The following is a 13,255-nucleotide window of genomic DNA, read 5'->3' as shown; positions in this document are numbered from 1 at the left end:
CTACTACTCCTTAGTCAACGTCAAATCCAATTCTCCTACGAAAATACCGCTCTTTCCGGTGTGCAATACCGGGACACTCTTGCCCTCGGCATTCAGGTAAAAGGCCGGCTTCTCCATAAAGGTGTGGGAATGCCCGCCCAGAATTACATCAATACCTTTGGTTTCCGCCGCCAGTTTCTCGTCGCAAACTTCATTCTTTATGCGGAATCCGAGATGAGAAAGGCAGATAACCACATCGCATCCCTCTTGTGCGCGCAGCCGGTCGGTCACTTCCTGCGCCGCGGCAATCGGGTCGTTGTAAACGACGCCTTCGCACTTATCGGCCTGTACCAAGCCTTCCATTTTGGGACTCAACCCAAATACGCCGATTTTCATTCCGTCGCGGTTCAGTACAACGTAAGGCTTCACCAGCCCTTCAAGGACGGTTCCGGTGACATCATAGTTGGCGCACACCACCGGGAAATCGGCCATGCGGAACAAACGCGCCATATTATCCAGCCCGAAGTCAAACTCATGGTTACCGATAGTCATGGCGTCATAGCCCATGAGGTTCATCATCTTGACTTCCACCTCACCTTGGAAAAGGTTGTAATACGGCGTACCTTGCGAAATGTCACCGCAGTCAAAGAGCAGGACATCCGGATTTCCGGCACGAAAATCTTTCAGAAAAGTGGCACGGCGCACCACACCGCCCATACCGGCATACCGGTCGGCAGCATGCGGGTCAATCGGTTCGATACGGCTATGGGTATCACTTGTGTGCAGAATGACCAGTTGTTTGGTCTGCTGTGCCGATGCTGTCAGCAATACGCAGAATATCAGCAAGCAATATATAGATATACGTTTCATCGAATTCTCTTTTTTTAGTTTTCCGTTCTTAATCTTCTACCGTGATTCGTCCTTCCATGCGCGAAGTAATCTTCTTTCCCGCTGCCGTCTGCCGCTCCACATAGTCCATAAACAGACCACGCAAGGTTGCTCCCGGAGAACAGTCTCTCTTCTCGCCCTGAATAAGGGCGGTCATACCGTCATTGCCGTCGGCCAGATAGTCGATGGTGGCAACCGTGTACAGCTTGTCGTCGACAACCGGCTTGCCGGCTACGGCAGCCCGGAGCAGTTTGCCGTCTTTGGTAATCTGCAATTGCACGCCGCTGACTCCTTCGCCGCCGCGCGCCGCTATATTTTCAAACAGATGGTTCAGATAAACGCCCTTCAGAGTTACCACACAAAGCGAGTTCTCAAACGGCAGTATTTCGTAGATATTACCGCAGGTAACGGCACCTTCGGTCAGCACATTGCGCAGACCGCCCATGTTCACAAGCCCCATATCGGCAGGTTTTCCGAGCACTTGCGCGGCCGCTCCGCGCAGCACGTCGGCCACCAGATTGGAAAGGAGACTTTCGGGAGCGCCTTTATCCATAGACATTTCGGCAGTGCCCACCACCCGGTACATCATACTGTCTATCTTTGCCTTATAGGGGGCAAGCAACGCCATAGCTTCCGTATCGGGATTAACATCATACGTGGAATCCATCGGTCGCATACGTCCTTCCACTTTCGTCACTTCGCAGGCCGAATGGCAAGATGCCAACAAAAACATCATTGCCAACGCTGCGCCGGAGACGAATTTCAAATAACTTTTCTTCATATTCGTTCGTTTTAAATTGCTACAAATATACTTTTCTTTTGCTGTAATCCCAAAGGGGGGGATAGTTTTTCTTTCAATCTGACAAAAAAGAAAAAGCGTACATCTCTTTGTCAATCAAAAGAAAAACTCTACCTTTGCACCGCTTTCGCGCAATCGCTGTCAGGACACCGAGTGAGAAGCCTGGTATGTTGCGTTGTAACGATCAAACAATTTAATAATAAGAACAATGGATTTAATTAAAATTGCAGAAGAAGCATTTGCTACCGGCAAACAACACCCGAGCTTCAAGGCAGGTGACACTGTTACAGTAGCATATCGTATCGTCGAAGGTAACAAAGAACGTGTACAGTTGTACCGCGGCGTTGTTATCAAGATTGCCGGACATGGAGACAAGAAGCGTTTTACCGTACGTAAAATGTCTGGTACTGTAGGTGTAGAACGTATTTTCCCGATTGAATCACCGGCTATCGACAGCATCGAAGTGAACAAAGTGGGTAAAGTTCGTCGCGCCAAATTGTACTATCTGCGCGCTCTTACCGGTAAGAAAGCAAGAATTAAAGAAAAAAGAGTCAACGGTTAATTCCGAACTCCTATTTCTAAATAAAAAAGGGAAGCCGATTGATTCGGTTTCCCTTTTTTAATATCTCAAAAGCCCCGTCCCACGGGATGGAATTATTTGTCTCAGGAGACGGATAAATCCATTTCACGAGACGAATGCAACCGTCTCGCGAGACAAAAACATCCGTCCCGCAAGCCGGTTCTCGCGGTGTACACCAACAACACCCCTTCACCCGCTATCCAGTATGGATAAAGGGATGTGAAAGGTGAAGGGGTACAGGAAAACTTATGTTCCTTACAAGGATATTCTATTTTCGTAGGATGAAAAAGACTTTTCACCATAGGAAAAAATTCGTTCGATACGGTTGGAAATCTCTTTTGATGTACATCAAAAAACAATGCTGCCCTGCCGGAACGTGACGTTCCGGCAGGGCAGCTATACCTTTATTAAAGACTGCGCTTATTTAATATCTCTCAACTCCCAACCCAGTGCACTGGCTCCCAGTACGGCGGCATCAGAGTCTTTCAGCTCAGACATCATCAGTTTGGCCTTGCCTTTGTAAATAGTCAGGACATTGTCATCGAGAGCTTTCTGAATAGGCTTGAAGATATAATCGCCTGATTTAGCCAATCCGCCGAACAGAATAATGGCTTCGGGACTGGAGAAAGCGATAAAGTCCGCAAGAGCCTCGCCCAGAATGGTACCGGTAAAATCAAAAATATCTTGCGCCAGCTTGTCTCCTTGAACGGCCGCGTCGTACACATCCTTAGACGTGATATTTTCGGCGGGAATGGAACGCAACAAACTCGGTTCGGTACGTGCGGTAAGGAACTCACGTGCAGTACGCGCCACACCGGTAGCCGAGCAATAAGTTTCCAAACAACCGTGACGGCCACATCCGCAAAGACGACCGTTTTCGCGGCGGATAATGGTATGTCCCAGCTCTCCGGCGAAACCGTCGTGTCCGTATACCATCTGGCCGTTAATAACGATACCGCTACCTACGCCTGTACCCAGCGTTATCATGATGAAGTCTTTCATACCGCGTGCGGCGCCGTAGGTCATTTCACCGATGGCGGCGGCATTGGCGTCATTGGTCAGCGCGGTGGGAATACCCAGACGTTCTTCAAACATGGCGGCCAAGGGGATTACCCCTTTCCACGGAAGGTTCGGGGCGAATTCGATTGTACCGCTATAATAGTTGCCGTTAGGAGCGCCGATACCGATACCTTTTATTTTATCGACACCGCCATTTGCGATAATCAGCGGAAGAAGATTCTTACATACTTCGTCTACGTAATCTTCCGCCCGTTCATAAGCTCCCGTCTTGATGGAACCACTTGCAAGAATAGTGCCACGTGCGTCCACGATACCAAAGACGGTGTTCGTTCCGCCTATGTCAATCCCCACTACATAGGGTTTTTCCATGTTTGAATTCATGATATTTACTTTTTTGTTTAAAGGGTTAGTTATAACATTAATGGTTACAAATTACACAAAGAAAAACGACACTGCAAAATCTTTTTTTAAAAAACTTCGCTCCATTTGCAACTTTTCGTGACATCGGTGCGTCTAATAGTGAAAATTAATAAGAACAAAGCAATAAACAGGGAAAATCGTGATACAACTAAAAGACATCAACAAAACCTATCATAACGGGGCGCCGTTACACGTTCTCAAAGGCATCGATCTCGACATCCGGAAAGGAGAGTTCGTGTCCATTATGGGAGCGTCGGGTTCCGGAAAATCCACGTTACTTAATATATTAGGCATTCTGGATAATTACGATACCGGAGAGTACTATCTGAACGGTACGCTTATCAAAAACCTGAGCGAGAACAAAGCCGCCGAATACCGTAACCGTATGATTGGCTTTATCTTCCAGTCATTCAACTTGATTTCCTTTAAGGATGCGGTAGAGAATGTAGCTCTCCCGCTCTTCTATCAAGGCGTAGGCCGCCGGAAGCGCAATGCCATGGCACTGGAGTATCTGGAGCGTTTGGGACTGAAAGACTGGGCGCACCACATGCCCAATGAGATGTCCGGCGGACAGAAGCAGCGTGTCGCCATTGCCCGTGCGCTGATTACCCAACCCCAGATTATCCTTGCCGACGAACCGACCGGCGCCCTCGACAGCAAAACTTCCGTAGAGGTTATGCAGATTCTGAAGGACTTGCACGAAACGGGCATGACCATCGTCGTCGTAACTCACGAGAGCGGCGTGGCCAATCAGACGGATAAGATTATCCACATCAAGGACGGCGTGATAGGCAGTATCGAAGATAATCCGAATCATGACGCGTCGCCATTCGGCAAAGACGGATATATGAAATAATGACCACCTTATAGCATTACCACATTAATCATGATAGACCTTTGGCAAGAAATATACGGTACCATCAAGCGTAACAAGTTGCGTACGTTCCTCACCGGTTTTGCGGTGGCATGGGGCATCTTTATGCTTATCGTACTGCTGGGAGCGGGCAACGGTATCATCCACGCTTTCGAGCAAAACGCCTCCGAGCGCGCGCTGAACTCCATTCGTCTGGGCGGCGGCTGGACTACCAAGTCATACGAAGGACTGAAAGAGGGACGACGCATCCAAATGGAGAACAAAGACCTCGCCGCAACCGAGAAATACTTTCCGGATAACATTATCACCGCCGGCGCCACACTGCGGCAAGGCGATGTAAACATCAGCTTCGGACAAGAATACATCAATATCTCGCTAATGGGCGTACACCCGAACTACGTGCAATCCGAAGCCATAAAAACCGCAACCGGACGCTTCATCAACCGGAACGATATCAAAGAACGGCGGAAAGTTATCATTCTTCATAAAAAGTCGGCGGAGATTCTTTTCGGAAAGTCGAATACGGAGCCTGTCGGCCGGTTTGTCAATGCAGGCGGCGTAGCCTATCAGGTAGCCGGACTGTACGAAGACCAGGGCGACCAGAGCAGCGTGGCCTTTATCCCCTTCTCTACCCTGCAAACCATTTATAACAAGGGCGACAAGCTTAACAACATCATCTTCACCACCAAAAACCTCACGAGTGAGGAAGCCAATGAAGCCTTTGAAAAAGAATACCGGAAAGTCATTGCCGCCAATCATCGTTTCGACCCGGAAGATGAAGGCGCAATCTGGATATGGAACCGCTTCACACAGTACATACAGACGCAGAACGTTGCCGATCTGCTTCGTACGGCCATTTGGGTGATAGGTATCTTTACGTTGCTGAGCGGTATTGTAGGCGTATCGAATATCATGCTGATTACCGTCAAGGAGCGCACACGCGAGTTCGGCATACGGAAAGCGCTGGGCGCAAAGCCTTTCTCCATCCTTTGGCTGATTATTGTGGAAAGCGTCACGATTACGACCTTCTTCGGCTACATCGGCATGGTAGCGGGCATCGGAGTGACCGAGTGGATGAATTCCGCCTTCGGCACCCAAACGGCAGACACGGGTATGTTCCAGGCCAGAATGTTCTCCGACCCCACAGTAGACATCGGCATCGCCATACAAGCTACGCTGACTTTGATTATCGCAGGTACGCTCGCGGGATTCTTTCCGGCCAGAAAGGCGGTAAGCATCAGTCCCATTGAAGCACTTAGAGCAGATTAAACGATTATGAGAATAGACATGGATACGTGCGAGGAAATCCTCGTCACGATAACAAGAAACAAGACGCGCAGCCTGCTGACGGCCTTCGGGGTGTTTTGGGGCATCTTTATGCTTGTGGCACTCATCGGCGGCGGACAAGGCATGCAGGAGAAAATGAAATCGCAGTTCGAGGGCTTTGCCACCAACTCCGGATTTATCGCCGCGCAAAAGACGAGTGAGGCTTATAAAGGCTTCCGCAAAGGCCGCCGGTGGGACTTGGAATTGGAAGATGTGGAACGGGTGCGCGGCATCGACGGAATAAAGATAGCCACTCCGTCATTCGCTCTTTGGGGACAAACAGCCGTTTACGGCGAAAACAAATACGAATGCAGCGTCAAAGGCTTGTACCCTGAGTACGAACAGGTAGAGCATCAGGAAATGACCTACGGCCGCTTTATCAATGACGTGGATATACGGGAAGCGCGAAAGGTATGCGTCATAGGCAAGCGCGTGTACGAAAGTCTTTTCAGACCGGGTGAGGACCCCTGCGGGAAATATATCAGGGTAAACGGCATTTACTACCGCGTCATCGGCATGTGCTCTTCCGAAGGTAACGTCAACATACAGGGACAGGCTTCGGAAGCCGTCACCCTGCCTTTCACAACGATGCAGCAAACGTACAACCTGGGACAAAGAATAGATGTCGTGTGCTTTATCATGAAACCGGGAGTAAAGGTTACGGATGTAGAACCGGAGATAGAACGTCTTGTCAAAGCCGCCCATTATATCTCACCGGACGACAAACAAGCGGTCATGTTCCTTAACGCAGAGGCAATGTTCTCCATGATGGATACCCTGATGACAGGCACGCGCATCCTTATCTGGATGGTAGGCTTGGGTACCCTGTTTGCCGGCGCCATCGGCGTATCCAACATTATGATGGTTACGGTAAGGGAACGCACTACGGAGATAGGCATACGGCGTGCCATCGGCGCCCGTCCCAAAGACATTCTGCAACAAATCCTTTCGGAAAGCATGGTACTGACCACCGCAGCCGGTATGGCAGGCATCTCTTTTGCCGTCCTTGTGCTGCAAATACTGGAAAGCGCGGCGAATGAACCGGGAATAATCAAGACGCATTATCAGGTGTCTTTCGGGTTGGCTATCGGCACCTGCGCCCTCCTCATCGCATTGGGAGTATTGGCGGGACTGGCGCCCGCCTACCGTGCAATGGCCATCAAGCCGATTGAAGCGATAAGGGATGAGTGATACGAGGTGACAGGGTGATAACGTAGAGAAATAAAACAATAATACAATAATAAGATGAAAACAAAGAAGTATCTGAAAATCGCGTCGTTGGTAGTGGTAGCTGCCATATTTATCTGGACATTCGTGTTCTTATATCAGAAGTCACAGCCTAAGGTAAAAGTATATGAGACCATCGTCCCGGAAACAGCCGATTTGGAAAAGACAACCGTGGCTACCGGGAAAGTGGAGCCGAGAGATGAAGTACTTATCAAACCGCAAATCTCCGGTATCATTTCCGAAGTATATAAAGAAGCCGGACAAAGCGTGAAGCAAGGTGAAGTGATTGCCAAAGTAAAGGTCATCCCCGAACTGGGTACGCTGAACTCCGCCGAAAGTCGCGTCCGCCTGGCTGAAATCAACGCCAAGCAAGCCGAAACGGACTTTGCGCGCATCGAGAAGTTATTTAATGACAAGCTCATCAGCAACGAAGAATACGAAAAGGGCGAGGTGAACGTAAAGCAGGCACGGGAAGAACTGCAAACAGCCAAAGATAATCTGGAAATCGTAAAGGAAGGTATCACCAAGAACAGCGCTTCATTCAGCAGCACACTGATTCGTTCCACCATCACCGGACTGATTCTGGATGTACCCATCAAAGTCGGCAACTCCGTTATTATGAGTAACACTTTCAACGACGGAACAACAATCGCTACCGTCGCCAATATGAACGACCTTATCTTCCGGGGCAATCTGGACGAGACCGAAGTAGGACGCGTACACGAAGGCATGCCGGTGAAACTGACTATCGGGGCACTGCAAAACCTGTCATTCAATGCCGTACTGGAATACATATCTCCGAAAGGAGTGGAAGAAAACGGCGCCAACCAGTTTGAAATCAAAGCGGCCGTTCAAGCACCGGATAGCGTACAAATCCGTTCAGGGTATTCCGCCAATGCGGAAATTGTACTGGAACGTGCCCAAAAGACGCTCGCGCTGCCGGAAAGCACGGTTGAATTCAGCGGCGACAGCACCTTCGTATATGTGTTGACCGACAGTGTACCTCAACAAAAGTTCAAACGCCGGCAAATAGAGGTGGGCATGAGCGACGGCATCAAGATAGCCGTCAAGAGCGGTCTCACCGCCAAAGACAAGGTACGTGGCGCCGAAAAGAAAGATAAATAACCCTCACCATCAGAAGAATCAGGAACACCATGAAGAGAAATATATGCATATCTCTGGCTATGCTGGCTTGTATGCAAATCCAGGCTCAAGAGCGTTGGTCATTACGCCAATGCATAGACTACGCCATCGAACATAATATCGACATCCGCCAGACAGCCAATGCCGCCGAACAAAGTAATGTTGAAGTAAATACCGCCAAATGGGCACGGCTGCCGAACCTTAATGCCAGCGCCGGACAAAACTGGAACTGGGGACGTACACAGACGGCAATCAAGGACGAAAATACCGGCGATTACTCCACTGTATATGTCAACACGGGCAGTCACGGCACAAACATGTCCGTTTCTACCAGCATTCCGCTGTTTACCGGGCTCGAGATACCCAACCAATATGCTTTGGCCAAGCTGAACCTCAAAGCCGCCCTTGCCGACTTGGAGAAAGCCAAAGAAGATATTTCCATCAACATAGCCTCAGTCTACCTGCAGGTATTGTTCAATGAGGAACTGTACCGGGTATCCTTAGGACAAGTGGAACTGAGCAAAGAACAGTATAACCGTATAGAGCGGTTGGCGGAAGTAGGGAAAGCCTCTCCGGCAGAAGTCGCCGAAGCCAAAGCGCGTGTAGCGCAGGATGAGATGAACGCGGTACAAGCGAACAATGATTACCGGCTGGCATTACTCGACCTCAGCCAACTTATCGAGTTGGAAACACCGGAAGGTTTCCTTTTGGAAGAGCCCGCCGTAAAGATAGAGCTCACTCCTCTAACTCCGCCGGATGAAATTTTCCAGATAGCATTGGGCAGCAAGGCTTCTATACAAGCTGCGCAGTATCGTCTGGAAGGAAGCAAACACAGCATCCGAATCGCCCAAAGCGGTTATTATCCGCAACTGAGTTTCAACGGAAGCCTCGGTACGAACTACTATTCGACCATCAACCGGACTTTCAGTCAGCAGATGAGTGATAACTTCAACAAATACATCGGTTTCAATCTGAGCGTACCTATCTTCAACCGACTGGCTACACGCAACCGGGTACGTACAGCCCGCCTGCAACGCGAGAACTACTCTTTGCAACTGGATAATGCCAAAAAGAACCTCTACAAAGAAATTCAGCAAGCATGGTACAATGCGGCAGCATCCGAGAGCAAGTATACAAGCAGCAGTACGGCAGCCTCGGCGAGCAAGGCATCCTTTAAGTTGATGAGCGAGAAGTACGAGAACGGAAAAGCGAATGCCGTAGAATATAATGAGGCAAAGCAGAACTTAATGAAAGCGCAATCCGACGAACTCCAGGCCAAATATGAGTACCTCTTCCGTACCAAGATACTGGACTTTTATAAAGGGGAGCCTATCAAATAAATATAATTTTAGTTGTTGTGTGTTGATAAGCCCCTTTTCTTCTGCGTATACAGAGGGAAAGGGGCTTTTGTCAGTTAAGTCACACAGACAAGAGTTTAATTTCGTCTTGACGTTCCATTACTTTTTTCCGACGAACGGGAAGAAGAACGTGTCGTACGCGTAGAAGAGGAAGAAGAACCGCCGCTTCTGCGTGAACTGCTATTGCTCTCCACCTGCCTTTTAGAGCTACCGCGCCTTACGCTTTCTTTTTGAGTACTCTGTTCCCGTTTCGGCGCATTCACTTCTTTCCCGGCATCGGAACGGCGTGTCGGGCCGTTGGCGGCAGGACGGCGATTGGACTGTTCCACGCGAGGGCGTGTACCGGAGTTGGGGCGGATATTGACCGAGCCGAAATCAGAACGGCGGCTCGTGTGGTACGATTTGTTATCACGGATACGGAAAGAACCGTTATAAGCGGGATGATTGTGCCTTCCCCGATAGTAACTTACATTTTGATAATGGGTACGATAATGTCCGCCACAGTAAGTACGATAATGGTAAGGACGCGGATAATAGAAATGATTCGGATTGGTATAAGTAACATAAATCCGGAAAGACCATCGTCCGCCACTCACATAGACCGGACGGAAAAAATAAGCGGCCTGCATGAAACGGGAATACTGTCTGCTGCTCAGCACCCAGCGCAAATCGTCATTACGTATATCCAGATAATCGTAATAACGATTCAAAGCCCATTCTTCCCCCCTCAAGACATCGTCCATCAAATACCGTATACCCGAGATAAAGTCATAATTGATTTCGTACACATCATTATACTGTTCCGTATTCAGTTTCAGCTCATAGGCCATCTTGTCCGTAAGGAAGCGTGTCTCTTTACGCACTTTACTGTTACTCATAGCCGCATGGCAGACAGCGGTACTCATTATTGCGGCAAATAATATAAATAATATTCGTTTCATGGTAGCGTTCTTTACAAGTTTATATTCCATCGGTTCTTTAGTAAAAACAAAAATAGGGGAATATTTTCCCCCATCCTTTTGTTTCTCTCTAATATGTTATAGGGAAAACCCTATCGCAATTAGAGGTTAGAGGTATTTACCAGCTCGATGCCATTCTCCTGCAACGATATCAGATGCTTTTTATATAAATCGCCAACTGCTTTCTTAAAGGTTTTCTTGCTGACACCGAATGTATCGTAAATATCTTCGGCAGGGCTCTTGTCATGCAAGGTAATGTGTCCTCCCTGTTCGCGGATATAGTCCAACAAGGTGGTCGCAAAATCTTCCACTTTACCCTGACCCGGTTTCTGGAGTATCAAGTCAATCTTACCATCCTCACGTACCTGCTTTACATAGGCTTTCAGCATCATGCCCGTATGCAGGGGCTGAAATATTTCGCTTTCATACAATAAGCCGCTATATCGGTTCTCAATGATAGCCTTGAAACCTAAATCCGTTTTCTGCCAGATAAGTATGTTGACTTCCTGGCCGGGGGCATAAGGCGCTTTTTCTTTCGACAGATAACGGTCTACTTTCGCAGAGGCTACAATCCGGTAGCTTTCATCATCCAGATGCGCATGGACTACATATCGTTTCCCAACCTGCATCTTCATCTTCTGCTCACGGAAAGGGACAAACAAATCTTTCATCAATCCCCAGTTGAGGAAAGCGCCGTACTGATTTATCCATGCCACTTCCAGACAAGCGAATTGCCCGACCTGCACCAGCGGCGTCAACGTGGTAGCTACCAGCCGTTCTTCATTATCCAGGTAGATAAACACAGTCAACTCATCTCCCGGCTTGCACTCTTCGGGCACATAACGCGACGGAAGCAGAATCTCTCCTTCTTCACCGCCATCCAGATACATTCCGAAATCGACCTCTTTCACCACCCTCAAAGTATTGAACTTCCCTAACTCTATGCTCATATAAATTATATTTCGTAACGTTTACAGCAAGGATAATGCACAACGGCGCACAACTTATCCCGGCATTCAGCGCAAAGATAAAGATAAGGAATAACTTTTCACTCTAAAAGATAACTTTTTTATATGAACAACTCCGCCTGAAAACGGTTATCTTTGTAACATAGCAATCAACAAAAGCGCTTGTTATTCATCTTTAAACAATATAATTATGGAATTTCTTACAAACGAAAAACTGACCATTGTAGGTGCGGCCGGTATGATTGGCTCCAATATGGCGCAGACCGCAATCATGATGCACCTCACCCCGAACATCTGTTTATACGACCCTTATGCTCCCGGGCTGGAGGGTGTAGCGGAAGAAATGTTCCACTGTGGATTCGAAGGTTTGAACCTTACGTTCACATCCGACATCAAAGAAGCCTTGACCGACGCCAAATATGTAGTATCTTCCGGTGGTGCTGCCCGTAAAGCCGGCATGACCCGCGAAGATTTGCTGAAAGGCAATGCCGCCATCGCCGAAGAATTCGGAAAAAATGTAAAAGCTTACTGCCCGGATGTGAAGCACGTGGTTGTCATCTTTAACCCTGCGGATATTACCGGCTTGATTACGTTATTGTATTCAGGGTTGAAGCCATCTCAGGTTACAACACTGGCCGCTCTCGACAGCACCCGTCTACGCAGCGAGCTTTCCAAACACTTCGGAATTGCTCCCGATAAAATAGAGAACTGCCGTACGTACGGCGGGCATGGCGAACAAATGGCCGTATATGCCTCTACCGCCAAAGTGGATGGAAAACCGTTGCCGGACATCATCGGCACTCCCGCCCTGACAAAGGAACAATGGACAGAGATACAAACCAAAGTTACCAAAGGCGGCGCTAACATTATCGCCTTACGTGGCCGCTCTTCGTTCCAAAGCCCTGCCTATGTTTCCATTGAAATGATTGCCGCCGCCATGGGTGGAAAGCCTTTCCGCTGGCCGGCAGGTACATACGTGCACAGTCACGGTTTCGACCATATCATGATGGCCATGGAAACCGAAATCAATAAGGACGGCGTACATTATAAAGAGCTGAAAGGTACTCCCGAAGAGGAGGCCAAACTGAAAGAAAGCTACGAACATCTCTGTAAGCTGCGTGATGAAGTTATCGGAATGGGGGTGTTACCGCCGATTAAGGATTGGCACAGCATAAATCCGAATATAGATTAGACGATTACGCGGAAATCTATACCGATAAATAATACGAATATCCCCTTTGTCCTTATTTAGAAAGTCACAAAGGGGATTTTTCTAATATTTTTCCTCAAAAAGCCTTGTAGTATAAAAAAATCTCTTTATCTTTGCACCCGCAAACGAAAAAGGTGCCATAGCTCAGTTGGTAGAGCAAAGGACTGAAAATCCTTGTGTCCCCGGTTCGATTCCTGGTGGCACCACTTTTCGAAAAAGGTATCGGAATGTAGCGCAGTTGGTAGCGCACTACGTTCGGGACGTAGGGGTCGGGCGTTCGAGTCGCCTCATTCCGACACAAATAAAATAAGCTGTTGTTTCTTTACAACAGCTTATTTTATTTTAGCAGTTTCGTTATATATCGGATTGGGAGTCAATGTAAAAACGAATTTCCATAGCATGAATCTCCTATTCAAACAATGATTTGGCAATTCCCATTTCCAGTCCTCTCAGTTCCGCCAGTCCTCTCAGACGACCGATGCAGGAGTAGCCCGGATTGGTTTT

At 48.3% G+C, this 13,255-nt stretch carries 12 protein-coding genes and 2 tRNA genes; 9 read left to right on the top strand and 5 right to left on the bottom strand.

Annotated features, from left to right (window positions below; genetic code table 11):
- Positions 1–3: 3 nt before the first annotated feature.
- Together BUB52_RS14540 and BUB52_RS14535 are read right to left on the bottom strand one after the other, a co-directional pair.
- Complete coding sequence (locus BUB52_RS14540; protein ID WP_009122349.1) at positions 4–849, bottom strand: bifunctional metallophosphatase/5'-nucleotidase; 846 nt, start codon at positions 847–849, stop codon at positions 4–6.
- A 28-nt stretch (positions 850–877) separates the two neighbouring features.
- Complete coding sequence (locus tag BUB52_RS14535; protein ID WP_009122350.1) at positions 878–1,648, bottom strand: 5'-nucleotidase C-terminal domain-containing protein; 771 nt, start codon at positions 1,646–1,648, stop codon at positions 878–880.
- 226 nt (positions 1,649–1,874) lie between these two features.
- On the opposite strand from BUB52_RS14535, the gene rplS reads away from it, so the two are divergent.
- The gene (gene rplS, locus BUB52_RS14530; protein WP_009122351.1) at positions 1,875–2,228 is read left to right on the top strand and encodes a 50S ribosomal protein L19; all 354 of its coding nucleotides are present in this window, start codon (positions 1,875–1,877) and stop codon (positions 2,226–2,228) included.
- A gap of 438 nt (positions 2,229–2,666) precedes the next feature.
- Here the strand turns inward: rplS and BUB52_RS14525 are convergent, their stop codons facing one another.
- On the bottom strand, positions 2,667–3,647 hold the full coding sequence (locus tag BUB52_RS14525; protein WP_009122352.1) for an ROK family protein: 981 nt from the start codon (positions 3,645–3,647) through the stop codon (positions 2,667–2,669).
- 178 nt (positions 3,648–3,825) lie between these two features.
- Here BUB52_RS14525 and BUB52_RS14520 point away from each other — a divergent pair, with 178 nt between their 5' ends.
- Genes BUB52_RS14520 through BUB52_RS14500 form a run of 5 tightly spaced genes read left to right on the top strand, consistent with a single transcriptional unit; the run spans position 3,826 to position 9,596 of the window.
- Positions 3,826–4,542 (top strand): ABC transporter ATP-binding protein, encoded by a 717-nt coding sequence (locus BUB52_RS14520; RefSeq protein WP_009122353.1) that lies wholly within the window; start codon positions 3,826–3,828, stop codon positions 4,540–4,542.
- A 30-nt stretch (positions 4,543–4,572) separates the two neighbouring features.
- A complete protein-coding gene (locus BUB52_RS14515; RefSeq protein ID WP_009122354.1) occupies positions 4,573–5,829 on the top strand; it encodes an ABC transporter permease in 1,257 nt (418 codons plus the stop codon).
- Between the two features lie 6 nt (positions 5,830–5,835).
- The gene (locus BUB52_RS14510) at positions 5,836–7,077 is read left to right on the top strand and encodes an ABC transporter permease (protein ID WP_009122355.1); all 1,242 of its coding nucleotides are present in this window, start codon (positions 5,836–5,838) and stop codon (positions 7,075–7,077) included.
- A 54-nt stretch (positions 7,078–7,131) separates the two neighbouring features.
- Positions 7,132–8,238 (top strand): efflux RND transporter periplasmic adaptor subunit, encoded by a 1,107-nt coding sequence (locus BUB52_RS14505; RefSeq protein WP_009122356.1) that lies wholly within the window; start codon positions 7,132–7,134, stop codon positions 8,236–8,238.
- Positions 8,239–8,267: 29 nt separating this feature from the next.
- Positions 8,268–9,596, top strand: a complete 1,329-nt coding sequence (locus BUB52_RS14500; RefSeq protein ID WP_009122357.1) for a TolC family protein — start codon at positions 8,268–8,270, stop codon at positions 9,594–9,596.
- A gap of 95 nt (positions 9,597–9,691) precedes the next feature.
- On the opposite strand, the gene BUB52_RS14495 is transcribed toward BUB52_RS14500, so the two are convergent.
- Positions 9,692–10,555 carry a hypothetical protein gene (locus BUB52_RS14495; protein WP_039950912.1) on the bottom strand — a complete coding sequence of 288 codons (864 nt, stop codon included), beginning with the start codon at positions 10,553–10,555 and terminating at the stop codon, positions 9,692–9,694.
- Positions 10,556–10,674: 119 nt separating this feature from the next.
- Positions 10,675–11,523: a CvfB family protein gene (locus tag BUB52_RS14490; protein WP_009122359.1), complete on the bottom strand. Its 849-nt coding sequence runs from the start codon at positions 11,521–11,523 to the stop codon at positions 10,675–10,677.
- Between the two features lie 208 nt (positions 11,524–11,731).
- Here BUB52_RS14490 and BUB52_RS14485 point away from each other — a divergent pair, with 208 nt between their 5' ends.
- From BUB52_RS14485 to BUB52_RS14475, 3 genes are all read left to right on the top strand, one after another.
- Positions 11,732–12,733 carry a malate dehydrogenase gene (locus BUB52_RS14485; protein WP_009122360.1) on the top strand — a complete coding sequence of 334 codons (1,002 nt, stop codon included), beginning with the start codon at positions 11,732–11,734 and terminating at the stop codon, positions 12,731–12,733.
- A gap of 151 nt (positions 12,734–12,884) precedes the next feature.
- Positions 12,885–12,957: transfer RNA gene (locus BUB52_RS14480), tRNA-Phe, on the top strand.
- Between the two features lie 17 nt (positions 12,958–12,974).
- Positions 12,975–13,047 (top strand) — tRNA-Pro (locus tag BUB52_RS14475).
- Positions 13,048–13,255 lie beyond the last annotated feature (208 nt).

Origin of the sequence: Bacteroides clarus YIT 12056, from assembly GCF_900129655.1 — a bacterium.
Lineage (GTDB): Bacteria > Bacteroidota > Bacteroidia > Bacteroidales > Bacteroidaceae > Bacteroides > Bacteroides clarus.
This window is presented reverse-complemented; position numbering and strand designations above follow the sequence as displayed.

Bases quoted from the DNA above. Each gene is read 5' to 3' on its own strand.
- BUB52_RS14540 (WP_009122349.1), bottom strand. From the start codon at position 849: ATGAAACGTATATCTATATATTGCTTGCTGATATTCTGCGTATTGCTG.
- BUB52_RS14535 (WP_009122350.1), bottom strand. From the start codon at position 1,648: ATGAAGAAAAGTTATTTGAAATTCGTCTCCGGCGCAGCGTTGGCAATG.
- rplS (WP_009122351.1), top strand. From the start codon at position 1,875: ATGGATTTAATTAAAATTGCAGAAGAAGCATTTGCTACCGGCAAACAA.
- BUB52_RS14525 (WP_009122352.1), bottom strand. From the start codon at position 3,647: ATGAATTCAAACATGGAAAAACCCTATGTAGTGGGGATTGACATAGGC.
- BUB52_RS14515 (WP_009122354.1), top strand. From the start codon at position 4,573: ATGATAGACCTTTGGCAAGAAATATACGGTACCATCAAGCGTAACAAG.
- BUB52_RS14510 (WP_009122355.1), top strand. From the start codon at position 5,836: ATGAGAATAGACATGGATACGTGCGAGGAAATCCTCGTCACGATAACA.
- BUB52_RS14505 (WP_009122356.1), top strand. From the start codon at position 7,132: ATGAAAACAAAGAAGTATCTGAAAATCGCGTCGTTGGTAGTGGTAGCT.
- BUB52_RS14500 (WP_009122357.1), top strand. From the start codon at position 8,268: ATGAAGAGAAATATATGCATATCTCTGGCTATGCTGGCTTGTATGCAA.
- BUB52_RS14495 (WP_039950912.1), bottom strand. From the start codon at position 10,555: ATGAAACGAATATTATTTATATTATTTGCCGCAATAATGAGTACCGCT.
- BUB52_RS14490 (WP_009122359.1), bottom strand. From the start codon at position 11,523: ATGAGCATAGAGTTAGGGAAGTTCAATACTTTGAGGGTGGTGAAAGAG.
- BUB52_RS14485 (WP_009122360.1), top strand. From the start codon at position 11,732: ATGGAATTTCTTACAAACGAAAAACTGACCATTGTAGGTGCGGCCGGT.